Here is a 21,468-nt window from a genome sequence, read left to right as displayed (position 1 = left end):
AGGCTCAGCCGAGGCGCGCGACGAGGCTCCGGTACTCGTCCCACAGCTCCTTCGGGGTGTGGTCGCCGAACAGCTCCAGGTGGGCCGGCACCAGCGCGGCCTCCTGGCGCCAGATGTCGGCGTCCACGGTGAAGAGCAGGGCGAGGTCCTCCTCGGACAGCTTCAGGTCACCCAGGTCGAAGCCGTCGACCTTCGGCAGGACGCCGATCGGGGTCTCGACGCCCTCGGCGGTGCCCTCCAGGCGCTCGACGATCCACTTGAGCACGCGGCTGTTCTCGCCGTAGCCGGGCCAGACGAAGCTGCCCTCGGAGTTCTTGCGGAACCAGTTGACGTAGTAGATCTTCGGCAGCTTGGCGGCGTCCGCCTCGGCGCCGACCTTCAGCCAGTGGGCGAAGTAGTCGCCCATGTTGTAGCCGCAGAACGGCAGCATCGCGAACGGGTCGCGGCGCAGCTCGCCCACCGTGCCCTCGGCGGCGGCGGTCTTCTCGGAGGCGATGTTGGCGCCCAGGAAGACGCCGTGCTGCCAGTCGAAGGACTCGGTGACCAGCGGGACGGCGGTGGCCCGGCGGCCGCCGAACAGGATCGCCGAGATCGGCACGCCCGCCTGGTCCTCCCACTCGGGGGCGATGGTCGGGCACTGCGCGGCCGGGACGGCGAAGCGGGCGTTCGGGTGGGCGGCCGGGGTGCCGGACTCGGGGGTCCAGTCGTTGCCGCGCCAGTCGGTCAGGTGCGCCGGGGGCTCCTCGGTGAGGCCCTCCCACCACACGTCGCCGTCGTCGGTGAGGGCGACGTTGGTGAAGACGGTGTTGCCCCAGAGGGTGTCGATGGCGTTGGCGTTGGTGTCCACGCCGGTGCCGGGGGCGACGCCGAAGAAGCCGGCCTCGGGGTTGATCGCGTAGAGGCGGCCGTCCCCCTTGTTGAACCGCATCCAGGCGATGTCGTCGCCGATGGTCTCGACCTTCCAGCCCGGGATGGTCGGCTGGAGCATGGCCAGGTTGGTCTTGCCGCAGGCCGACGGGAAGGCCGCCGCGACGTACTTGACCTCGCCGGACGGCGGGGTGAGCTTCAGGATCAGCATGTGCTCGGCCAGCCAGCCCTCGTCGCGGGCCATGGTCGAGGCGATGCGCAGCGCGTAGCACTTCTTGCCGAGCAGGGCGTTGCCGCCGTAGCCCGAGCCGAAGGACCAGATCTCCTTGGTCTCCGGGAAGTGCGAGATGTACTTGGTGCTGTTGCACGGCCACGGCACGTCCGCCTGGCCGTCGGCCAGCGGGGCGCCGACGGTGTGCACGGCCTTGACGAACTCCCCGTCCTCGCCGAGCTGGTCGAGCACGGCCTGGCCCATCCGGGTCATCACGCGCATCGACACCGCGACGTAGGCGGAGTCGGTGATCTCGACGCCGTACGCGGCCAGCGGGGAGCCGACCGGGCCCATCGAGAAGGGCACGACGTACATCGTGCGGCCCTTCATCGAGCCGCGGAACAGGCCCTGCTCGCCACGGAAGATCTCCCGCATCTCGGCGGGGGCCTTCCAGTGGTTGGTCGGGCCGGCGTCCTTCTCCTGCTCGGAGCAGATGAAGGTGCGGTCCTCGACGCGCGCCACGTCCGAGGGGTCCGAGGCGGCGTAGTAGGAGTTGGGGCGCTTCTCCTCGTTCAGCTTCCTGAAGGTGCCCTGAGCCACCAGCAGGTCCGCGAGGCGCTGGTACTCCTCGTCGGAACCGTTGCACCACTCGATGCGGGCCGGCTGGGTGAGCTCGGCGATCTCGCTCACCCAAGCGAGCAGCTGCTTGTGGCGGGTGGGCGCGGATGCGCTGAGAGCAGAGATCTCGTACGACACGATCGCTCCGTTTCACGCCATCCCGGCGGGGAGATGGCGTTGCGGGGGTCTGAGGGTGCTTGCAGCGTAGCTCCGGGTCTGAGCCCTCAACGCGGCACTGCGGCGAAATTGACGCATCTTTTACTACACTAAGTACGATTACTGATCGGTAACCAGCCGTCCGCACCGGAGCCAGAGTGCGCGGCGCCACACTCCAATTGCTCCAAAACGTCTAAGAGTGATGAGCGCCACTTCATTACGCGCTAGTAACCTACGGTTCCGTAGGTCACGGGTAGCATGCTGCCCATGACTGCTGCTGCGCTCGCGGAGAGCACTGGGGAGGGCCCGGCCGGACACCGGGAGGACAAGCCGAAGTGGCGCGGCTGGCTGCACGCCGGGATGTTCCCCGCCACCGTCGCCGCCGGGATCGTGCTGATCTGCCTGGCCGACTCCACGCCGGCCAAGATCGCCTGCGCGATCTACTCGGTCAGCGCCTGGCTGCTGTTCGGCGTCAGCGCGGTGTACCACCGCTTCACCTGGGGCCCGCGCGGGGACGCCGTGCTGCGCCGGCTGGACCACGCGAACATCTTCCTGATCATCGCGGGCACCTACACGCCGTTCACGATGCTGCTGCTCAAGGGCGCCGACCAGCAGATCCTGCTCTGGGTCGCCTGGGGCGGAGCACTGGCCGGCATAGCCTTCCGGGTGTTCTGGGTCGGCGCGCCGCGCTGGCTCTACACCCCCGTGTACATCGCGCTGGGCTGGGCCGCCGCGTTCTTCCTGCCGGACTTCCTGCGCACCGGCGGGGTGGCCGTCCTGGTGCTGATGATCGTCGGCGGGGTGCTCTACAGCATCGGCGGCGTGGTGTACGGGCTCAAGCGGCCCAACCCCTCACCGCGCTGGTTCGGCTTCCACGAGGTGTTCCACGCCTTCACCCTCGGCGCCTTCATCGTGCAGTACGTCGGCGTTTCACTGGTGGCGTACAGCGCGACCGGCTGAACCCGGCGCACCCCGACGGGCGGTCGTCCGGTCCACGGACCGGGCGGTCGCCCGTTCCGCCGTCCAGGGCCGCTCGTACCCGGCCCGGCCCTGCGGGCGGTACGGGAGGGACGGGTGCTCGGCACCGTCCGAGGCCGACTGCACCGACCGCGCCGACGACCGGGCATCCGGGAAGTGCAGCGCGTCGGCCGACTCCAGCGGCTCCAACGCCTCCGGCAGCTCCGACTCGATCTCCGGACGCACCGCCCGGGCGGCCGACCCGCCCCGCCCGCGCGCCTGCCGGGCGTCCAGCGCCTCGCGGGCCCGGCGGCAGCGCTCGCAGTGGGCGGCGTCCGGGATGCCCCGCCGGGACCGGTGCCCGGCCGGGGAGGCCTGCCGGTGCATCGCCCGCCAACGCCGGCCGACGTACACCATGAGCAGCAGCGTCTCGACCCCGGCGACCGCGAGGACCAGCGGCGCACCCTTGATCAGATAGGCCGCGACCACGGCCAGCGCGGACCCCACCACCACGACCGCGCCCCACATCTGGGCCATCGCCTGCCTGTCGTCACTGTCGGCCACTTCGGCTCCCCTTTCCCGGCGCCGGGCTCGTGGTCGGCTCCTGCCGCCCCACCCCTTCTCCGCTCTCGGCACGCGTCCGGTCAGCACTGACCGATTGCCACATGCTATCTACCGTCAGTCACCCGTCACCGCCCCGGGGCGGCGAACGACAGATCAACGTTGCGTCAATTCCTTGTGCGGAAGCCGCACTTCCAGGACACATCACGGAGCGTGATCGCTCGGTCGGCCCTATCGGGGCGCCCCGGACGCCGCAGGGGCCCGGCTCTGGTGAGCCGGGCCCCTGCGTGGTGCTCCGTCCGTCAGCCGGCGCTCCGCCTGCGCCGCAGCGCCGCCCCCGCGCCGACCAGCGCGGTGGCCCCGAGCGCCGCGGCCGCCGTCACGGCCGGCAGCGTCGAGCCTCCGTCCGACCTGCCCGACCCGGTCGCCGTGGTCACCGTGGCGTTCGCGGCCTGCCCGGCTTGCCCGGCTTCCCCGGCGGCGTTCACGTCGTACCCGCCGCCCTTGCCCGCCCGGTCGTACGCCGAGCCGGGCAGCTTGTCCCCGTACCGCTGGTGCACCAGCTTCTGGTACGCGGCCAGCGACACCCCACCCGCGCCCACCGAGCGCCGGGCCTCGTCGTCCAGCGGCAGCACCCGGCCGTCCCGCAGCACGTACCAGGCGTTGACCTGCGGCTCCCGGAAGGCCGTACCGCCGCCGTCCGCCGCCTTCGCCGCGTAGTCGCTCTCGTCGCCGCCGGAGGCGATGTTCACCACCCGCCAGGCGTCACCCTGGCGGACCGTCCAGACCGAGGCGCTCTGCCCGTCCGCCGCGACCACCTTGCTCGCCGTGAACTCGGCCTCGGCCACCGGTGCGCCCGGGGTGCCGGCCACGAAACCGGCGTCCAGGGTGTAGACCGGCACGGTGTCCCCGGCCAGCCGAGGCGCCGCGTCACCGGCCGCCTTCGCCTCCTCGGCGGCGCCGATGGTCAGCTGCTGGGTCGGCGGGACGCCCTTGCGGGCGAAGAAGTGGCCCACCTTGTCGAGCACCGACGGGTCCTGGACCGCGCTGCGGGCCTGGGCCAGCTCACCGGCGGGCACCGGTACCGGGGCACCCGGCGCGGCCTGGGCGTCGGCTCGGGCGTCGGCCTGGGCGACCGGGGCGAGCCCCAGTCCGAGGCCGGCGGCGAGCAGGACGGTGACGGCGGCCCGACGGGCCTTGCTGAGCTCGGTCATGGTCGTCCTCACGCGCCGATCCGGTACAGGGAGTGGGTCCAGGAGAACGTGTCGTTGTTCACGTAGTACCAGTAGTCCGCCCAGTTGTAGCGGTAGTTGGACGGCCACGGGTCGCCCCAGTAGACCCAGTTGTTGCCGGTGTCGTAGCCGTACAGGACGTGCATGTGCCCGCCGCCCGAACTCCACTGGATGCGCGTCTCCACCGGCCGGTTGGCGTCCACCTCGGACTGCACGGTGCTGTAGCGCAGGTAGCCGGTGACGTACGAGCCGGGGGTGATGCCCACCCAGCTCAGCCCGTTCTGCACATCGGCCAGCGAGGCCTGGCTGTTCGGGCAGTTGGAGTCGACCGAGCGGCCGAACGCGGCGTTGCAGAACTGGTTCTGGCTGTAGTTGTAGCCGAACCAGGTGGCGATGGTGTTCCCGCTCGCCGCCCAGCACCAGTTGGTCTGCTGTTGCTGCTGCATGGTGATGTTGAGCTTCTTGAACGTGCCGGCCAGGTCGGCCGTGCTGCCGGGCGCGGCCGCCGGGCGGACCTGGGCGGGTCGCCCCTGGGCGCCGGCCGGGTCGGCGAGCGCCGGGGTGGCCGTCGCGGCGGTCAGCGCCGGGCCCAGCACACCGAGGGCCAGCAGGGAGACCGCGCGGCGCAGCCGGACCCCGGGCGCGGTCCGCGCCCGGGTCCGTATCCGTGGAACTGGCATGGGGGAATGCCTCCTTGCACGAGTGGAGCGAAGTGCCGTGTGGGGGACGCGGTCCGGATCGCGCCCCGAGCATCGCGCCGTTGACGGAGGCTGGTCAACGGCCCCGGAACGGGCCGGAACACGGTGTGAACGCGACGGCGTGAATGTGAACGGCACCCCGGAAACCACCGCGCGAGCTGCCCGGACCGGTGACAAACCGCCGTACGGATGTGAATATTCACGGTCAAAACCCGGTCCGCGACCGGCCGGTACCAGCCAGGAGGCCGCCATCCACCGAAGCGACCCAGCCGACCTCGCCGCCGCCCTGCGCACCGGCCCCTTCCACCTCGCCCTGCGCACCGCCATCACCGCCCGCGGCCTCGCCCTGCACCGCATCCGCCGCCGCCTCGCCCTGCGCGGCGTCAACGTCGGCCTCACCAGCCTCAGTTACTGGCAACAGGGCCGACGCCGCCCCGAACGCCCCGAATCACTGCGCGCCGTCGCCGCCCTCGAAGACGTCCTCGAACTCCCCGAACACTCCCTCACCCGACTGCTCGGCCCCCGCCGCACCGCCACCACCCCCACCCCCGGACCGCCCGTCCGCCCCTACCGCGACCTGATCTCCCCGCCCACCGCCGTCGACGACCTCCTCGCCACCCTCGCCGGCCCGCGCGACACCGGCCTGCACACCATCACCCACATCGAACGCATCCGGATCGGCCCCGACCGCCAACTCACCCGCCGCGACTCCCAACACGCCCTCCGCGCCCACCGGGACGGCATCGACCGCTACCTCGCCCTCTACCAGGGCGACCCCGGCAGCGACATCACCCGCGTCGGCGTCCGCGCCGAGGAGAACTGCCGCCCCGGCCGCATCCGCCGCGACCACACCCACCACCTGCTCGCCGCCGAACTCCTCCTCGACCGCCGCCTCCGCGCCGGCGACACCCACCTCCTCGGCTACGGCTTCGACGACGCCCCCTCGCCCGAACCCAGCTGCGAATACGTCCGCGGCTTCAACTCCGGCGCCGGCCAGTACGTCCTCCAGATCACCTTCCACCCCACCGCCCTCCCGGTCCGCTGCCACCGCTTCGCCCTCCACTCCCCGGGCGAAGCCCCCTACGAGACCGAGGAGTTGACCCTCGACGGACACCACTGCGTACACCTGGTGGCGACGGCCCTACGGCCGTGCATCCTGGGGATCCGGTGGGACTGGGAGTGAGGCGTGGGGCGGTCAGTGCGACCAGTACGGATCGTCGAGGGGGTCGAACTTGGCGCCGAACGGTGCTCTGGCGAGCGGGGGCACGGGCTGGTACTCGTGGGCGGGCCGGTAGAGCACTCCACCGGCCTCCGCCCTGAACGTCACCAGGTAGGTCGAGTCCTGTTGCGCCCTCGCATAGAACGTCAGGTAGGTCTCACCCCCCGCCTGTCCCACCCCCCGCAGCTCCCCGGTGTCATCCGTGGGGTCCGACCTGTCGACGGACCGGCTTCCGAGTGCCGTCCAGGCCTGAGTCACCTGATCCATCAGAGCCGGCAGCTTCGCCTTCGAGATCGTGGTCCGAACCGTGACGATCTCGGTGACGTCCGAGACCATGCTCGGCTCGCCGTCCCAGCGGTCACGCTCCCGCTCCACCTCGAAGTCGGCACCCGCATACGTCAACGACGGCGAGATCGCCCCCATCGTGGTGCGCAGGGCGTTGTCGATCCGGCCTTTCGCTTCACCGGCATTCACCCGACCCCGACGATCGGCCAGAGCGAGCGGCCCGTAGCCGTTGAAGAACAAGGCCGTGCCGACGGCCACCAGAACGACGGAGGCCACGACGATCGAACCGGCCACCTTCCAGCGGGCGCTCATCGGCCCTCGGTCAGGTGAACGTCGCTGTCCTTGCCCGTGACGATGGAAGCGATGTTGCCCAGCGAAGGACCACCGAACTCCGGGGTGAGGTACTTGGTGTGCGCTCCCAGGAGGTTTGCTCCCTGGCTGTAGTCGGAGACCGTGAAGCGCTTGGCGCCGAAGGACTCGCTCGCGGGATCCCGTCCGAACCAGTTCTCGTCCGGATGGGCCCCGAGAGGCCAGGGAATGATGCCCCGACCCGACACGATGTGGGTGACCGGATCGTTGTCCGCCGCTGCCGCCCAGACGTGACCCGGAAGCCGAAGGTCTGCGGCGCGGTCCACGCCGGCGCCAGGACTGCCGATGAGCACCACATCGTCCGGCAGTTGGTAGTTCCCCTGGTGGGTGGCCAGCTTCGTGGCCTGCCCGACCACGACGGAACCGTAGCTGTGCCCGATCGACGTGATGTGGGCACACTGGCCGCTCGCGTTGGTCGCCCGGAGCCCGGTCACGAATCTCGCGTAGTCGGGCGCACCCTTGATCGCCTGCTCCGGTGAGGCCGTGCGCGTGTCCACCCCGGGCGGGTCGTACCCCAGCCAGACGATGGAAGCCACCGACCCACCCGGCTTGACCCTCTTGTTGGCCTCCCGCCAGACGTTCAGCGCGTTCTCCGACTCGTTGGTGCCAGGCGTGTCACCGGAAGCGGCCTTACCGAGTGAGCTGGCATCGGTGGTGATTCCGGGGACGTAGGACGAGATGTCGGTGGCGGTGTCGGGGTTGCCGAAGGAAAGGATCGCGCGTCCCTGGCCTTCGGCGCCGATACCGAGAACGTAGGTGTGAGGGCGGCCGTCCGACGCCCTGGAATCCTGGTCGAGTCGATCCTGGATCGGCTTCAGCTTCTTGTACTCGGCGTCCTCCGCCGCACTCCGGGGATGCTTCTCAAGCTCCGAGATCCGCCTGTCCAGGTACTTCCGATTGACCTGGTCCCGCACCTCCGCCGGAATCCCGTCCAGGTTCCCGATCTTCTCCGGGTGCTGGTCGATGAACCACTGCCGGCCGTCCGGCCCGAGGCTGTTCCACCAGCTGTTGACCTCGGTCGGGGGTGCCCCCACCGCCGGCATGTCCTTCAGGTACGGCGCGTTCGCCCCGCTCGCCGCCTTCTGATCGGCCTCGGCGACCGCGAGGGTGAGCCCGGACTTGTCAGTGGCGTGCCGGGTGAACCCGTTGAGCAGTCCGGCCAGCGCCTGGTCGGCCGCGCCCGCCTCGGTGATCGCGGCGCCGATCCGCTTGGAGATCTCGTCGGCCGCTGACTTCTGTCGCGCCTCCCAGCCCGCGTCCACCGGACCGCTCGCCGCCGGCCAGCCGACCGCCCCGTCGTCGCCGACCGTCAGGCCCTTCGCACCGGCGTCCTCGACGGCCTGCCGAAGCTTCGACTGGGCGAGCGCGAAGAGGTCCGCGTAGTCCCGGACGGTCTGGCCGATCGCGGCCAGTTCCGTTTCCGCGGCGTGCAGTTGGGTGGTGGTGGCGTCCAGCGAAGGGATCGCGGCATCGGCGGCCGGCCCGCTCCAGCCGGAGCCGTGCACCCGGTCGGTGGTGCCGCTCTTCCAGTCCGCGGCGTGCTGCGCGTACGCCTTGTGCAGCGCGTCGAAGGCGTCCCCCGCCGCATGCAGGTCCGCCGGCTTGGCGTTCTTCAGGCTGGCGAAGTCGAGGCGGCCCAGTCCCGCCTTCTGGTCCGGATCTGCCATGAGTGTTCCCCCCACTACTCGGCGCTACCATAGCCCACGACTGCCACGACGGCACCGGGGGGACATGATGGCGGACGGCAAGGGATTCACGGTCAAGCCGGGCGAGTTGACCGCCGCCGGGAACAACGCGCTGACGGTCGCCGGGAAGATCCCCGACGAGACCGCGAAGCTGGCGGAGCCCAGCAGTGCGGCCGCCGGGAGCCTGGCCGGCTGGCAGAGCGGGGCGGCGCTGACGGGGTGCAGCAGTGCGTGGAAGACGCTGCTCGACGGGCTCGCCACGGACCTGAAGACGGCCGGGGGCAATCTGATCACCTGCGCGCAGGGCTACCAGAACGCCGACCACCTGCCGGCGCCGACCGCCGCGAGGACGGTCTCCGACCCCTTCGGGACGAAGGTGGTCGGTGTGACCGGCGGCCACCTGACCAAGGATGCCTGACCGCCCTACCCCTCCTCCCCCTCCCGGAAGTCCAGCACCAGGCAGTCCTCCACCGGCCGGTAGCCGATCTGCTGGTAGATGGAGTTGCTGGTCGGGTTGGCGAGGTCGGTGTAGAGCAGTGCCTCCGCCGCCCCGAGCCCGAGGGCGTGGGCGGACGCCGCCGCCGTGACGCCGCTCGCGTAGCCCCGGCCGCGGTTCTCGCGCGGGGTGTAGACCGGGCCGATGCGGGACATCCCGGCGAGGACGGGACTGGCGCCGGCCATCGCGACCGGGCGGCCGCCGTCCTCCCAGAGGTGGAGGCCGCGGGCCGCGATCCGGTCGTCCACCACCCGTGCCACGTCGGCGAGTTCGGGGACCCTCGCCTCGGCCGCGAACTCCTGGTACCAGCGGATCAGCAGCTCCCGGTCGGCCGCTTCGGCGAGCCGGTGGCGGCCGGCCGGCGGGCGCGGCGGGCGCGGCGGGCTGGCCAACTCGCCCAGCCGGTAGAGCCGTTCCTCGACGCTGTCGACCCGGACCGCCCCGGTGGCGGCCGTCCAGGCCGCGGCGAAGGCCCGGACCACCCCGGCTTCGCCGCCGACGCCCGTCACCTCGGCGAACTCCCCCTCGGCGGTGGCCAGTCGGGCCGCCAGTTCGGCGGCCGCGGCTTCCGGCATGCAGGAGAGCCGGTGGGCGTACGGCGGGGTCCGCAGGAAGGCGCCGCCGATCGGGCCGCCCGGTTCGGCCTGCCACCAGCCGAAGACCGGCGGCCGCTGCCCGAACACGTCCAGCCCGGCCTCGGCGAGCCGGTGGGCGATGGTGAGCAGCACGGTGTTCTCGGCCGGGCGGGCGGCCAGAAAGCGACCCGTCCGGGCCCGGAACTCGTCGAGCGAGGTGCTGAAGGTCCAGGTCATGGCCCATCGTCGCCCCACGCGCCGCCCGCCCGCCAGCGATTATCCGAGCGCACCGACCACGCAGGCCGCGCAGGCCGCCCCGACCACGCAGGCCACACCGACCGCGCGCCCACACCGGGTCACTCGACCACGACCCCCAGCCGCTCGCCGAGCACCCCCGGATCGGTGGTCGGCGCCTCGCAGACGAAGTGCCGGCACACGTACGCCGTCGCCGCACCGCCGACCAACGGCCGGTCCGCCAGCAGCGGCACCTCGGCACCGTCCCCGTCAGGCAGCTCCCCACCCGGCTCGCGCCCCGGCTCGCCGACCGCGACGACCGCCCCCGGCGCCGTCCCCAGCAGTGCCGCCCGCCGCAGCGCCGCCGTGGCCGGGTCCCCGGCCGGGCCGACGACGGCGACCTCGCGCGGCCCGTCCAGCAGCGCCTCGGCGACGGCGAGGCCCCAGCCGATGAACCGCGGGGCCCGCCCGGCGAGCGCGCCGACGACGCCGAGGGCGCGTTCGGCGGCGCTGCGGTGCCGCTCGGAGCCGGTGTACGCGGCGTAGCCGAGCAGGGCGCCGGCGGCGGCGGTCCAGCCGGACGGGGTGGCGTTGTCGGTCGGGTCCTGGGGGCGGCGGATGAGCTCCTCGGCGTCGTCGGCGGTGTCGTACAGGGCGCCGGAGGCCTCGTCGGTGAAGTGCTTGAGGACGGTGTCGAGCAGGCCGCCGGCCAGCTGGAGCCATTCCGGCGCACCGGTGACGGCGTACAGCGCGAGGAAGCCCTCGGCGGTGTCGGCGTAGTCCTCCAGCACGCCCGCGTTGGTGCCGGCCCGGCCGTCCCGGGAGGTGCGCAGCAGCCGGCCGTCGGGGGTGAGGTGGACGGCGAGCAGCAGGTCGGCGGCGCGTTCGGCGGCCTCGACGAGGTCGGGGCGCTCCAGCAGGGCGCCGGTCTCGGCGAGGGCGGCGATGGCCAGGCCGTTCCAGGCGGCGACCACCTTGTCGTCCCGGGCCGGTGCGGGGCGGGCGGCCCGGGCCTCGGACATCCGTCGCCGGAGCTCCTCGAATTCGGCGAAGTCCTCGGGATCGGCGAGGAGTTGGAGCACCGACTTGCCGTCCTCGAAGGTCCCGGTGGCGGTCACCGTGAACAGCCGGGCGGCGGTGGCCGCGTCGGCCGGGCCGAGCAGGTCGACCAACTGGCCGGGCTCCCAGGCGTAGTACGCGCCCTCGGCCATCGCCCCGGTCTCCTCGTCCAGGCTGTCGGCGTCCAGCGCGGAGGCGAACGCGCCTTCGGGCGTGCGGAGTTCGCGCAGCAGGAAGTCGGCCGTGGACAGTGCGACCCGCCGCCACAGGCCGGTCCCGGTGGCCCGCCACAGGTGCAGGTAGGCGCGCAGCAGCAGGGCGTTGTCGTAGAGCATCTTCTCGAAGTGCGGCACCACCCAGCCGGCGTCCACCGCGTACCGGGCGAAGCCGCCGCCGAGCTGGTCGTGGATGCCGCCGCGGGCCATCGCCTCGCCGGTGCGGACGGCCATCTCCAGCGCCGCCTCGGAGCCGGTCCGGGCGTGGTGGCGCAGCAGGAACTCGATCACCATGGCCGGCGGGAACTTGGGCGCCCCGCCGAAGCCGCCGCGGGTCTGGTCGAAGTCCCGGCTGAGCGTGACCAGTGCCTGGTGCAGGTCCCCGTCGGCGGGCGGGTGGTGGGCGCCGGCCGAGTAGACGGCGGCCCGCTCGGCCAGGTCCGCCCTGATCCGCGCGGCGACCTCCCCGACCTCCTGCCGCCGGTCCCGCCAGGCCGCGTCCACCCCTTCCAGCACCTGCCGGAACGAGGGCATCCCGTGCCGGGGCTCCGGCGGGAAGTACGTCCCGAAGTAGAACGGCTCCTTCTCGGGCGTCAGGAACACCGTCATCGGCCACCCGCCCTGCCCGGTCGCCGCCTGCACGGCCTCCATGTACACCGCGTCGACGTCCGGCCGCTCCTCCCGGTCCACCTTGACCGCGACGAACCGCTCGTTCAGGTACCCGGCGAGCCCGGCGTCCTCGAAGCTCTCGTGCGCCATCACATGGCACCAGTGGCACGCCGCGTAGCCCACGCTCAGCAGCACCGGCACCCCCCGCCGCCGCGCCTCCTCGAAGGCCTCCACCCCCCAGGGCCACCAGTCGACCGGGTTCTCGGCATGCTGCTGCAGGTACGGCGAGGTCGCGTCCGCGAGACGGTTCGGCATGCGCCCATCCTCCCGCATCGGACGGTCCGTCGGGCGCCCGCACGCGCCGGGCGGGGCCCGCCGGCCGAGCCGGGACCCGGGAGGGCGCGCGGACCGCCGGACCGGCTCACGGGAAGCCGGTCCGGCGGTCGTCGGGCCCTCGTGTCCTCACCCGCGGGCGGGTGGGGTCACTCCTTGGGTGCCTCCGGCTCCTCGGCGAAGTCGACCTTCTTGAACTGCCGGTTCATCGACTTGGCCAGGAACCACGTCGCCACGCCGAGGGCGGCGAAGACGACGAAGCCGAGGAGACCGGGGGTGACCTTGGCGTCGTCGACGGCGAGGTCAGCGGCGAGGTGGATGAGGTTCACGGGGGCGCTCATATCTCTATGGTGGCCCGGCTCACGCCGAGCCGGACCGTCGGGGGTGGGTCAGTCGCGCGTGTCGGCGGCCTCGGCCGCCAGGGTGGGGGTGCGCAGTCCGGCGAACAGGTCGTCCTCCGGGAGGTCCACATCGATCAGGGTACGGGCGAGCTCGTAGTCCTCGGTGGGCCAGACCTCGCGCTGGACGTCCAGCGGGACGCGGAACCAGGGGCCGTCCGGGTCGATCTGGGTGGCGTGGGCGATCAGCGCGCGGTCGCGGGTCTCGAACCAGTCGTCGCAGCGCACCCGGGTGGTGATCTCGCGCTCGGTGCGGCCGCTCTTCTCCCAGCCGGCGATCCACTCGCCGTACGGGGAGTCGTGGCCGTGCTCGGTGAGGTACTGGTGCAGGGCGCGGATCCGGCCCATCGGGAAGCCGTGGTTGTAGTAGAGCTTGAGCGGCTGCCAGGGCTCGCCGGCCTCGGGGTAGGCGTCCGGGTCACCGGCGGCGTCGAAGGCCAGCATGGTGATCTTGTGGGTCATGATGTGGTCCGGGTGCGGGTAGCCGCCGTTCTCGTCGTAGGTCGTGATGACCTGCGGCTTGAACTCGCGGATCAGCCGGACCAACGGCTCGGCCGCCTCCTTGACGTCCTCCAGGGCGAAGCAGCCCTCGGGCAGCGGGGGCAGCGGGTCGCCCTCCGGCAGGCCGGAGTCGACGAAGCCCAGCCAGGCCTGCTCGACGCCGAGGATCGCCCGCGCCTCGTCCATCTCCTTGCGGCGCACCTCGTGGATGTTCTCCTCGACGTACGGGTCCCCCTGCAGCTTGGGGTTGAGAACCGACCCGCGCTCGCCCCCCGTGCAGGTGGCCACGAGCACGTCCACACCCTGCTCGACGTACATGGCCATGGTGGCCGCGCCCTTGCTGGACTCGTCGTCCGGGTGAGCGTGCACCGCCATCAGTCGCAACTGCTCAGTCAACGCCTTGCGTTCCTTCCACATTGTCGGGCGTTCCGCGAAGTCCGGTCTGCCCACCGTACGAACCGCTCACTTCGGGACCACGTCGCCGCGAGGCCGGCTCGCGCCGGTCTCCGGCGCGGCCGGGCCCCGCCCCCGCCGGACCGGCCGCGGGCGTGCCCCTCCTATAGTGACGGACTGGAGGACCGTCGCATTCCCCGCACCGCCCGCACGGCCCCTCCCCAGGAAAGGACGGAGTCCGATGACCGCACAGAGCACCGCCACGCAGCCTCCCGCGGGCCGTTACGGCCGCAGTGGCAACGGCGAGTCGGACCGCCGGCTGAAGGTGATCGGCGCGGTCTGCGGCGTGCTGGGCCTGGGCCTGGTCGCCTGGCTGGGCGGCTCCTACATCCTCCGCGAGTCGAAGATCAACGGTTCGGTGCCGACCTTCCAGGTGCTCTCCGACTCCGAGGTGCAGCTGCACCTGACCGTGCGCAAGAGCGACGGGACGGCCGGCACCTGCACCGTCCGCTCGCAGAGCGACGACCACGCGGTGGTCGGGGTGGCCGACTTCCCCGTTCCGGCGGCCGGGTCGAGCTACGAGGCCACCGTCACCCTGCGCACCACCGCCCGGGGCACCACCGCCGAGCTGCTGGGCTGCACCCCGGCGAAGTGACGCGCGGGGCGCGGCCGCGACCGGAGAACCACCGGGAACCCGCCGGAGAACCACGGCGAAACCACCGGGGAACGCCCCGAGGGCGCATACTCGTTCGGCAGAACGGGCATCCGTAGGGAGTCCCGTACCCGGTTGCCGTACACCGTGGCGTAACGCCCGCGTCAATGGCGCGACAACACCTCTCCCGCTTGTCGGCAGGACTTGTTAGGCTCGTGGTTTCGCCCCTTCCGTACCGGATGGCACGGGAGCGGGCGTTGCTTTGTAGTTAAGACCGTTATCACCGTCATCACCGTCGACCCTGCTGACGACTCACACCCTCAGCACAGCCCCAGCACCTACGAGGAGCACCTGTGACCCAGACCAGTGAGAACGTGACCTGGCTCACTCAGGCCGGCTACGACCAGCTCAAGGCCGAGCTGGACCACCTGACCGGGCCCTGGCGCATCGAGATCGCCCAGAAGATCGAGGCGGCGCGCGAGGAGGGCGACCTCAAGGAGAACGCCGGCTACCACGCGGCGAAGGAGGAGCAGGGCAAGTACGAGCTCCGCATCCGCCAGCTGAACCAGCTGCTGGAGCGCGCCAAGGTCGGCGAGGCCCCGGCGGACTCCGGTGTGGTCGCCCCGGGCATGATCGTCACGGTCGCCTTCGACGGTGACGAGGACGACCTGATGGAGTTCCTGCTCGCCTCCCGCGAGGTGGCGTCCGCCGCCGACCTGGACGTCTACTCGCCGCAGTCGCCGCTGGGCCGCGCGATCGACGGCAAGACCATCGGCGACGAGGCCACCTACGAGCTGCCGAACGGCAAGCCGGCCATGGTGAAGATCGTCAAGGTCGTCCCGCACGCCGGCTGACCGGCCCCCGAACACCGCACGACACCGCATGACACCGCCGAGGGCGGTCGCCCGGTCCTGGGACCGGGCGACCGCCCTCGGGCGTTTCCGGCGGAAACGCCAGCGGAAACGGCGGCCGAAACGGTTCAGCCCGCGGCCGAGCGGTACTTGCGCACCGACAGCCAGGAGAACACCGCCGTGATCACCACCGACCACAGCACCGACACCAGCGCCGCGTGCTGCATCGGCCAGGCGCTGTCCACCGGCCCGACCTGGTTGCCGAAGAGGTCCCGGCAGGCCTGCACCGTCGCGCTGAACGGGTTCCAGTACGCGACGCCCTGCAGCCAGCCCGGCATCGAGCTGACCGGTACGAAGGCGTTGGAGATGAAGGTCAGCGGGAACAGCCAGATCAGCCCGGCCGAGGTGGCCGCCTCGGGGCTGCGCACCGACAGCCCGATCAGCGCGCCGATCCAGGAGAAGGCGTAGCCGAGCAGGAGCAGCAGCGCGAAGGCGCCGAGCGCCTTGAGCGGACCTTCGTGGATCCGCCAGCCGACCAGCAGCGCGACCAGGGCCAGCACGACCAGGGTGAACGCGGTCTGGCACAGGTCGGCGAGGGTGCGGCCGACCAGCACCGCCGAGCGGGCCATCGGCAGCGAGCGGAAGCGGTCCACCAGGCCCTTGGTCATGTCCTCCGCGATGCCGGCCGAGGCGCCGGCCACCGCGAAGGTGACGGTCTGGGCGAAGATGCCGGCCATCAGGAACTGGATGTACGTGTGGGAGCTGGAGTTCGTCCCGGGGATCTTGATCGCCCCGCCCATGACGTACGAGAACAGCAGCACGAACATGACCGGCTGCATGAGCCCGAACACCACGATCTCGGGGATCCGGGACATCCGGCGCAGGTTGCGCTTGGCGACCACCCAGGAGTCGTGCAGGGTCGCGGACAGGCCCCGGCGCTGCGTGGGCATCGCCGGGCCGATGGCGTGCTCGGTGGCGGTGGTCATCTCAGCGCTCCGTTCCGGCCGTGACGGCCTGCTGCTGGTCGGGATCCTGACCGTCGCCCTCGCCGCCGGACCGCCCGTGGCCCCGGCCGCCCCGGCCGCGGCCCTTGGCGCCGGCGCCGTCGCCCTCCTCGGCCGTCTCGGCGACATGGCCGGTGAGGGTGAGGAAGACGTCGTCCAGGGTCGGGCGGCGCAGGCCGATGTCGTCGATCTCGATGCCCCGGCCGTCCAGTTCGCGGATCGCGTCGGCGAGCATCCGGGCGCCGCCGCTGACCGGCACGGTGATCTTCCGGGTGTTCCGCTCCACCGCGGGCTCGCCCAGCGCGTACCCGGACAGCGCCGCGACCGCGTCGGCGACCAGGCCCGGGTCGTGCACCACGACCTCGATCCGCTCGCCGCCGATCTGCGCCTTCAGCTGGTCGGCCGTGCCGCGGGCGATCACCCGGCCGTGGTCGACCACCGCGATGTCGTGGGCGAGGCGGTCGGCCTCCTCCAGGTACTGGGTGGTGAGCAGCAGCGTGGTGCCCTGCTCGACCAGGGTCTCGATGACCTCCCAGAGCGCGATCCGGTTGCGCGGGTCGAGCCCGGTGGTCGGCTCGTCCAGGAACATCACCGGCGGCCGGACGACCAGCGCGGCGGCGAGGTCGAGGCGGCGGCGCATGCCGCCGGAGTAGGTCTTGGCGGTGCGGTCCTTGGCCTCGGTGAGGTTGAACCACTCCAGCAGTTCCAGCGCGCGGGCCTTCGCGTCCCGGGTGCGCATCTGGTAGAGCTCGCCGACCATGGTGAGGTTCTCGAAGCCGGTCAGGTACTCGTCGACCGCCGCGTACTGGCCGGACAGCCCCATCAGGCTGCGGACCCGGTTCGGGTGCTTGAGGACGTCCACGCCGGCCACCACCGCGCGGCCGGAGTCGGGGCGGAGCAGGGTGGTGAGGACGCGCACGGTGGTGGTCTTGCCGGCGCCGTTCGGGCCGAGCAGCCCGAGCACCGTGCCCTCGGGGACGTCGAGGCTGACGCCGTCCAGGGCCCGTACGTCGCCGAAGGTCTTCACCAGGTTCTCGGCTTGGATGGCTGGCGCCATGGCCTGCCTCATCTCCTTGGACGAATGTGAGCGATCTGTCCCACTTTGCCCCCCATGGGCGCACGTGGGCGACTCGGTTCCCAGCACCGACACAGAACGCGATGTATCGCGAGTCTGGCAACTCGCGATACATCGCGTCAAGGGGATTTGTCGACGGGCCCTCGGCGGACCGGGGCGGACGGCCCGAAGCCCTCACCCGGAGACCACGTACCCCGCCTCCCGCAGCTCGCCCGTCACCAGCGCGCAGTGCTCCGGCCCCTTGGTCTCCAGGTGCAGGTCCACCTCGACCTCGGTCAGCCCCAGTCGCGGGTCGATCCGCACGTGCGCGACGTCCAGCACATTGGCGTCCACCCTGGTCAGCACCCCCAGCAGGTCCGCCAGCGCGCCGGGCCGGTCCGCCAGCCGCACCCGCAGCGACAGGTAGCGCCCGGCCGCCGCCAGCCCGTGCCGCAGCACCCGCTGCATCAGCTGCGGGTCGATGTTGCCGCCGGACAGCACCGCCACCACCGGCCCCTCGAAGGAGTGCGGCTGCTCCAGCAGCGCCGCGATCGGCGCCGCCCCGGCCGGCTCGACCACCAGCTTCAGCCGCTCCAGCCCGAGCAGCAGGGCCCGGGACAGCGCGTCCTCGGAGACCGTCCGGATGCCGTCCGCCAGGGTGTTCACCACCTCGAACGGGATGTCCCCGGGCCGCCCGACCATGATCCCGTCGGCCATGGTGGCGAAGTGCTCCAGCGAGACCGGCCGCCCGGCCGCCAGCGAGGGCGGGTACGCGGCCGCGGCCGCCGCCTGCACCCCGACCACCCGGACGTCCGGCCGCAGCGGCTTGACCGCCGCGGCGATCCCGGCCAGCAGCCCGCCGCCGCCCACCCCGACCAGGATGGTGCGCACCTCGGGGCACTGCTCCAGGATCTCCAGCCCGACGGTCGCCTGGCCGGTGACCACGTCCCAGTGGTCGAAGGGGTGGATGAACACCGCGCCGGTCGCCTCCGAGTACCGCTGCGCGGCCTGCAGCGCCTCGTCCACGGTGGCGCCGTGCAGCCGCACCTCGGCGCCGTACTCCCGGGTGGCCGCGACCTTCGGCAGCGGCGCCGCGACCGGCATGAACACGGTCGAGCGCACCCCCAGCAGCGAGGCCGCCAGCGCCACCCCCTGGGCGTGGTTCCCGGCACTCGCCGCCACCACCCCGCCGGCCCGCTGCACCGGCGAGAGGCCCGCGATCCGCACATACGCCCCACGCAGCTTGAAGGAGCCGGTGCGCTGCAGGTTCTCGCACTTCAGGTGGACCGGCGCGCCGATCAGCCCGGACAGGTGCCGACTGCCCTCCATCGGGGTGACCCGGGCGACCCCGGCGAGCATCTTCTGGGCGCCGCGGACGTCGTCGAGGGTGATCGGCCAGTTGTGCATGATCCCAGCCTAGGGCCCGTCAGGCGGGGGTACCCCCCGGCGCGCGACACCGGCAATCCGGGACGTCCGCGCTGTTCCCGGGCCCGCCCCGCCCGCGTACGCTGCTGCTTCTGAGCTTCTCTCACCGCATGACGATCGTGAGCCGCGATGACGACGACCTCGCCCCAGGCCACCGACCGAACCGAGCCCGTGCACACCCAACTCCAGTACCAGCTGGCGCTGTTCGCCCGCCGGATGGAACAGGTCCGGACCTCCGGCGGCGGCGTCGCCGCACTGGACCGGGCCGCCTACCTGCTGCTCGACCGCCTGGAGCGGCACGGGCCGGCCAACGTCAAGGCGCTGGCCGAGGCGCTCGGCGTGGACTCCTCCACGGTGACCCGGCAGGTCGCCCCGCTGGTCGCGGCCGGGCTGGTCGGCCGGGTCCAGGACCCGGCCGACCGCCGCGCGGTGCGGCTCGCACTGACCTCCTGCGGCGCCGGCCGACTCACCGAAGTCCGGGACGGCCGGGCCGAGTTGACCCGCCGCCTGGTGGCCGGCTGGCCACCCGAGGAACAGCAGGCGTTCTGCGCCCTGCTGGCCCGCTTCAACCTCGCGATGGAGTCGTACACGGCGGACCAGCAGGGGCAGTGACCGGCAACTCCCTCAGCCCAGCGCCTGCTTGAGGTCGGCCAGCAGGTCGTCGATCGACTCGATGCCGACCGAGACGCGCACCAGGTCGGCCGGCACCTCCAGCGGCGAACCGGCCGCCGAGGCGTGGGTCATCCGGCCCGGGTGCTCGATCAGCGACTCCACGCCGCCCAGCGACTCGCCCAGGGTGAACAGCTGCGCGCGGTTGCAGACCTCGACCGCCGCCTCCTCGCCACCGGCGACCCGGAACGAGACCATGCCGCCGAAGGCCTTCATCTGCTTGGCCGCGATGTCGTGGCCGGGGTGCTCGGGCAGGCCCGGGTAGAGCACCTGGCTGACCTTGGGGTGGCTCGCCAGCAGCTCGGCGACCTTCTCCGCGTTGGAGCTGTGCCGGTCCATCCGGACGCCCAGGGTCTTGATGCCGCGCAGCACCAGCCAGGCGTCGAACGGCCCGGAGACCGCGCCCATCGCGTTCTGGTGGTACGCCACCTCCTCGCCGAGGCCCGCCTCGGCCAGCACCAGCGCACCGCCGACCACGTCCGAGTGGCCGCCCATGTACTTGGTGGTGGAGTGCACCACCGCGTCCGCGCCGAGCGCGATCGGCTGCTGCAGGTACGGGCTGGCGAAGGTGTTGTCGACCACCAGCAGCGCCCCGGCGCCGTGCGCGACCTCGGCCAGCCCGGCCAGGTCGGTGATGCCCAGCAGCGGGTTGGACGGGGTCTCCACCCACACCGCGCGGGTGTTGGGGCGCAGCGCGGCGCGGACGTCGTCCAGCTTCTGGGTGTTGGCGACGGAGAACTCGACGCCCCAGCGGGTCAGCACCTTGGCGAACAGCCGGAAGGTGCCGCCGTAGGCGTCGTTGGGGATCACGATGTGGTCGCCCGGCTTGAGGATGGTGCGCAGCAGGGTGTCCTCGGCCGCCAGGCCGGAGGCGAAGGCGAGGCCGCGGGCGCCGCCTTCGAGCGCGGCGAGGCACTCCTCCAGCGCGGTGCGGGTCGGGTTGGCGCTGCGGCTGTACTCGTAGCCGCCCCGCAGGCCGCCCACCCCGTCCTGCTTGTAGGTGGACACCTGGTAGATCGGCGTGACGACGGCCCCGGTCTGGGGGTCTGCTTCCTGACCCGCGTGGATGGCGAGGGTCTCGAAGCCCTGGGGAAGCTGGTGCTCGGTCATGGCTCCGAGCCTAACGGCCGTACGGCGGTGCGCCCGCCGGAACCGGAACGGCGGCCGTAAACCGCCGTCGCCCGCCGCGAACCGGCACCGCCGGAATCCGCGGACCGCCCGGTGCGTTGAAGACGGGGCAACCCTCCCTACCCCGCTGGAGCAGGCCGTGCTGTTCGATCGCCGCCACAAGACCTCGCTCGTTCCCGCCGACCAGGCGCTGCCCGGCCGCCCGGCCGCGGCCTTCACCCTGACCGAGCCGCACACCGTGCTCGGCCACCCGCTCACCGGCCCGTACCCGGAGGGGCTGGAGGTGGCCGACTTCGGGCTGGGCTGCTTCTGGGGCGCCGAGCGCACGTTCTGGCGGCTGCCCGGCGTCTGGACGACGCTGGTCGGCTACCAGGGCGGCCACACCCCCAACCCGACGTACGAGGAGGTGTGCAGCGGCCTGACCGGGCACACCGAGGCCGTGCGGGTGGTGTTCGACCCCGCGGTGATCTCCTACGAGCGGCTGCTGAAGACCTTCTGGGAGGCCCACGACCCGACCCAGGGCAACCGCCAGGGCAACGACGTGGGCACCCAGTACCGCTCCGCGGTGTACACCCACTCCCCCGCCCAGGCCGCCGCCGCGCTCGCCACCCGGGACGCCTTCCAGCCCGCGCTGACCGCGCTCGGTCACGGTCCGATCACCACCGAGATCGCCCCGGCCGGCCCGTTCCACCCGGCCGAGCCGTACCACCAGCAGTACCTGTCGGACGCCAAGAACCCCAACGGCTACTGCGGCCTGGGCGGCACCGGCGCCTCCTGCCCGATCGGGGTGGCCCGCACCCAGGGCTGAGCCCCGGCTGAGTCCCGGCGGAGCGGTCCGGGGCGCGGACACCCTAGGTGACCGCGCCCCGGTCCGGGCGCAGACTGGAGACACCGGCAGGGGGGGGGGGGGCCCCCCCCGGGGCGGGCGGCGCCCCCGGTGGAGATGGTGGGGGTCAGGGGGGGGGGGCGGCGGGGCAAAGAGCAAACCCGCCGACGACGCCCCCCAGCAGAGGT

General features: G+C 72.4%; 21 protein-coding genes. 7 read left to right on the top strand and 14 right to left on the bottom strand.

The window, feature by feature from the left end; all coding sequences use genetic code 11:
- Positions 1 to 4 precede the first annotated feature (4 nt).
- On the bottom strand, positions 5 to 1,834 hold the full coding sequence (locus ABTZ03_RS23755) for a phosphoenolpyruvate carboxykinase (GTP) (RefSeq protein ID WP_350515062.1): 1,830 nt from the start codon (positions 1,832 to 1,834) through the stop codon (positions 5 to 7).
- Positions 1,835 to 2,119: 285 nt separating this feature from the next.
- Here ABTZ03_RS23755 and trhA point away from each other — a divergent pair, with 285 nt between their 5' ends.
- The gene (gene trhA, locus ABTZ03_RS23750; RefSeq protein ID WP_350515061.1) at positions 2,120 to 2,812 is read left to right on the top strand and encodes a PAQR family membrane homeostasis protein TrhA; all 693 of its coding nucleotides are present in this window, start codon (positions 2,120 to 2,122) and stop codon (positions 2,810 to 2,812) included.
- Here the strand turns inward: trhA and ABTZ03_RS23745 are convergent.
- The 3 genes from ABTZ03_RS23745 to ABTZ03_RS23735 form a co-directional block, all read right to left on the bottom strand.
- Positions 2,783 to 3,373, bottom strand: coding sequence for a hypothetical protein (locus ABTZ03_RS23745; protein WP_350515060.1), 591 nt, complete (start codon positions 3,371 to 3,373; stop codon positions 2,783 to 2,785). The two genes, trhA and ABTZ03_RS23745, sit on opposite strands and share 30 nt — an antisense overlap.
- Positions 3,374 to 3,672: 299 nt before the next feature.
- Complete coding sequence (locus tag ABTZ03_RS23740; protein WP_350515059.1) at positions 3,673 to 4,584, bottom strand: hypothetical protein; 912 nt, start codon at positions 4,582 to 4,584, stop codon at positions 3,673 to 3,675.
- A gap of 8 nt (positions 4,585 to 4,592) precedes the next feature.
- Entirely contained in the window at positions 4,593 to 5,282 is a 690-nt protein-coding gene (locus tag ABTZ03_RS23735; protein ID WP_350515058.1) for a papain-like cysteine protease family protein, read from the bottom strand.
- Positions 5,283 to 5,550: 268 nt separating this feature from the next.
- On the opposite strand from ABTZ03_RS23735, the gene ABTZ03_RS23730 reads away from it, so the two are divergent.
- On the top strand, positions 5,551 to 6,483 hold the full coding sequence (locus tag ABTZ03_RS23730; protein WP_350515112.1) for a hypothetical protein: 933 nt from the start codon (positions 5,551 to 5,553) through the stop codon (positions 6,481 to 6,483).
- Between the two features lie 12 nt (positions 6,484 to 6,495).
- Here ABTZ03_RS23730 and ABTZ03_RS23725 read toward each other — a convergent pair whose 3' ends face one another.
- Positions 6,496 to 7,116, bottom strand: a complete 621-nt coding sequence (locus ABTZ03_RS23725; RefSeq protein WP_350515057.1) for a hypothetical protein — start codon at positions 7,114 to 7,116, stop codon at positions 6,496 to 6,498.
- Entirely contained in the window at positions 7,113 to 8,678 is a 1,566-nt protein-coding gene (locus ABTZ03_RS23720; RefSeq protein WP_350515056.1) for an alpha/beta hydrolase, read from the bottom strand. The genes ABTZ03_RS23725 and ABTZ03_RS23720 overlap by 4 nt, the downstream gene beginning before the upstream one ends.
- Positions 8,679 to 8,907: 229 nt before the next feature.
- On the opposite strand from ABTZ03_RS23720, the gene ABTZ03_RS23715 reads away from it, so the two are divergent.
- Positions 8,908 to 9,276: a hypothetical protein gene (locus ABTZ03_RS23715; protein ID WP_350515055.1), complete on the top strand. Its 369-nt coding sequence runs from the start codon at positions 8,908 to 8,910 to the stop codon at positions 9,274 to 9,276.
- A gap of 5 nt (positions 9,277 to 9,281) precedes the next feature.
- Here ABTZ03_RS23715 and ABTZ03_RS23710 read toward each other — a convergent pair whose 3' ends face one another.
- The 4 genes from ABTZ03_RS23710 to mca form a co-directional block, all read right to left on the bottom strand.
- Positions 9,282 to 10,166 carry a GNAT family N-acetyltransferase gene (locus ABTZ03_RS23710; RefSeq protein ID WP_350515054.1) on the bottom strand — a complete coding sequence of 295 codons (885 nt, stop codon included), beginning with the start codon at positions 10,164 to 10,166 and terminating at the stop codon, positions 9,282 to 9,284.
- Between the two features lie 119 nt (positions 10,167 to 10,285).
- Positions 10,286 to 12,361 carry a thioredoxin domain-containing protein gene (locus ABTZ03_RS23705; protein ID WP_350515053.1) on the bottom strand — a complete coding sequence of 692 codons (2,076 nt, stop codon included), beginning with the start codon at positions 12,359 to 12,361 and terminating at the stop codon, positions 10,286 to 10,288.
- 167 nt (positions 12,362 to 12,528) lie between these two features.
- On the bottom strand, positions 12,529 to 12,720 hold the full coding sequence (locus ABTZ03_RS23700) for a hypothetical protein (protein WP_350515052.1): 192 nt from the start codon (positions 12,718 to 12,720) through the stop codon (positions 12,529 to 12,531).
- A gap of 48 nt (positions 12,721 to 12,768) precedes the next feature.
- Positions 12,769 to 13,674 (bottom strand): mycothiol conjugate amidase Mca, encoded by a 906-nt coding sequence (gene mca, locus ABTZ03_RS23695; RefSeq protein WP_350515051.1) that lies wholly within the window; start codon positions 13,672 to 13,674, stop codon positions 12,769 to 12,771.
- Between the two features lie 238 nt (positions 13,675 to 13,912).
- Between mca and ABTZ03_RS23690 the strand changes: the two genes are divergently transcribed.
- Together ABTZ03_RS23690 and greA are read left to right on the top strand one after the other, a co-directional pair.
- Positions 13,913 to 14,326: a DUF4307 domain-containing protein gene (locus ABTZ03_RS23690; protein WP_350515050.1), complete on the top strand. Its 414-nt coding sequence runs from the start codon at positions 13,913 to 13,915 to the stop codon at positions 14,324 to 14,326.
- A gap of 350 nt (positions 14,327 to 14,676) precedes the next feature.
- A complete protein-coding gene (gene greA / locus ABTZ03_RS23685) occupies positions 14,677 to 15,177 on the top strand; it encodes a transcription elongation factor GreA (RefSeq protein ID WP_350515049.1) in 501 nt (166 codons plus the stop codon).
- Positions 15,178 to 15,302: 125 nt separating this feature from the next.
- On the opposite strand, the gene ABTZ03_RS23680 is transcribed toward greA, so the two are convergent.
- The 3 genes from ABTZ03_RS23680 to ilvA all read right to left on the bottom strand — a co-directional run bounded on the left by ABTZ03_RS23680 (position 15,303) and on the right by ilvA (position 18,639).
- The gene (locus ABTZ03_RS23680) at positions 15,303 to 16,160 is read right to left on the bottom strand and encodes an ABC transporter permease (RefSeq protein WP_400924910.1); all 858 of its coding nucleotides are present in this window, start codon (positions 16,158 to 16,160) and stop codon (positions 15,303 to 15,305) included.
- A 1-nt stretch (position 16,161) separates the two neighbouring features.
- Positions 16,162 to 17,235, bottom strand: coding sequence for an ATP-binding cassette domain-containing protein (locus ABTZ03_RS23675; protein ID WP_350515048.1), 1,074 nt, complete (start codon positions 17,233 to 17,235; stop codon positions 16,162 to 16,164).
- Positions 17,236 to 17,427: 192 nt separating this feature from the next.
- Positions 17,428 to 18,639, bottom strand: a complete 1,212-nt coding sequence (ilvA, locus tag ABTZ03_RS23670; RefSeq protein WP_350515047.1) for a threonine ammonia-lyase — start codon at positions 18,637 to 18,639, stop codon at positions 17,428 to 17,430.
- A 147-nt stretch (positions 18,640 to 18,786) separates the two neighbouring features.
- Between ilvA and ABTZ03_RS23665 the strand changes: the two genes are divergently transcribed.
- Complete coding sequence (locus tag ABTZ03_RS23665; protein ID WP_350515046.1) at positions 18,787 to 19,269, top strand: MarR family winged helix-turn-helix transcriptional regulator; 483 nt, start codon at positions 18,787 to 18,789, stop codon at positions 19,267 to 19,269.
- 12 nt (positions 19,270 to 19,281) lie between these two features.
- On the opposite strand, the gene ABTZ03_RS23660 is transcribed toward ABTZ03_RS23665, so the two are convergent.
- Complete coding sequence (locus ABTZ03_RS23660) at positions 19,282 to 20,436, bottom strand: cystathionine gamma-synthase (protein ID WP_188303140.1); 1,155 nt, start codon at positions 20,434 to 20,436, stop codon at positions 19,282 to 19,284.
- Between the two features lie 160 nt (positions 20,437 to 20,596).
- Between ABTZ03_RS23660 and msrA the strand changes: the two genes are divergently transcribed.
- A complete protein-coding gene (gene msrA / locus ABTZ03_RS23655; RefSeq protein ID WP_350515110.1) occupies positions 20,597 to 21,262 on the top strand; it encodes a peptide-methionine (S)-S-oxide reductase MsrA in 666 nt (221 codons plus the stop codon).
- Positions 21,263 to 21,468: the final 206 nt, after the last annotated feature.

It is taken from the genome of Kitasatospora sp. NPDC096077 (assembly GCF_040303245.1).
In the GTDB taxonomy this organism is placed as follows: domain Bacteria; phylum Actinomycetota; class Actinomycetes; order Streptomycetales; family Streptomycetaceae; genus Kitasatospora.
This window is presented reverse-complemented; position numbering and strand designations above follow the sequence as displayed.

Bases quoted from the DNA above. Each gene is read 5' to 3' on its own strand.
- trhA (WP_350515061.1), top strand. From the start codon at position 2,120: ATGACTGCTGCTGCGCTCGCGGAGAGCACTGGGGAGGGCCCGGCCGGA.
- ABTZ03_RS23740 (WP_350515059.1), bottom strand. From the start codon at position 4,584: ATGACCGAGCTCAGCAAGGCCCGTCGGGCCGCCGTCACCGTCCTGCTC.
- ABTZ03_RS23735 (WP_350515058.1), bottom strand. From the start codon at position 5,282: ATGCCAGTTCCACGGATACGGACCCGGGCGCGGACCGCGCCCGGGGTC.
- ABTZ03_RS23725 (WP_350515057.1), bottom strand. From the start codon at position 7,116: ATGAGCGCCCGCTGGAAGGTGGCCGGTTCGATCGTCGTGGCCTCCGTC.
- ABTZ03_RS23715 (WP_350515055.1), top strand. From the start codon at position 8,908: ATGGCGGACGGCAAGGGATTCACGGTCAAGCCGGGCGAGTTGACCGCC.
- ABTZ03_RS23710 (WP_350515054.1), bottom strand. From the start codon at position 10,166: ATGACCTGGACCTTCAGCACCTCGCTCGACGAGTTCCGGGCCCGGACG.
- ABTZ03_RS23705 (WP_350515053.1), bottom strand. From the start codon at position 12,361: ATGCCGAACCGTCTCGCGGACGCGACCTCGCCGTACCTGCAGCAGCAT.
- ABTZ03_RS23700 (WP_350515052.1), bottom strand. From the start codon at position 12,720: ATGAGCGCCCCCGTGAACCTCATCCACCTCGCCGCTGACCTCGCCGTC.
- ABTZ03_RS23690 (WP_350515050.1), top strand. From the start codon at position 13,913: ATGACCGCACAGAGCACCGCCACGCAGCCTCCCGCGGGCCGTTACGGC.
- ABTZ03_RS23680 (WP_400924910.1), bottom strand. From the start codon at position 16,160: ATGACCACCGCCACCGAGCACGCCATCGGCCCGGCGATGCCCACGCAG.
- ABTZ03_RS23675 (WP_350515048.1), bottom strand. From the start codon at position 17,235: ATGGCGCCAGCCATCCAAGCCGAGAACCTGGTGAAGACCTTCGGCGAC.
- ilvA (WP_350515047.1), bottom strand. From the start codon at position 18,639: ATGCACAACTGGCCGATCACCCTCGACGACGTCCGCGGCGCCCAGAAG.
- ABTZ03_RS23665 (WP_350515046.1), top strand. From the start codon at position 18,787: ATGACGACGACCTCGCCCCAGGCCACCGACCGAACCGAGCCCGTGCAC.
- ABTZ03_RS23660 (WP_188303140.1), bottom strand. From the start codon at position 20,436: ATGACCGAGCACCAGCTTCCCCAGGGCTTCGAGACCCTCGCCATCCAC.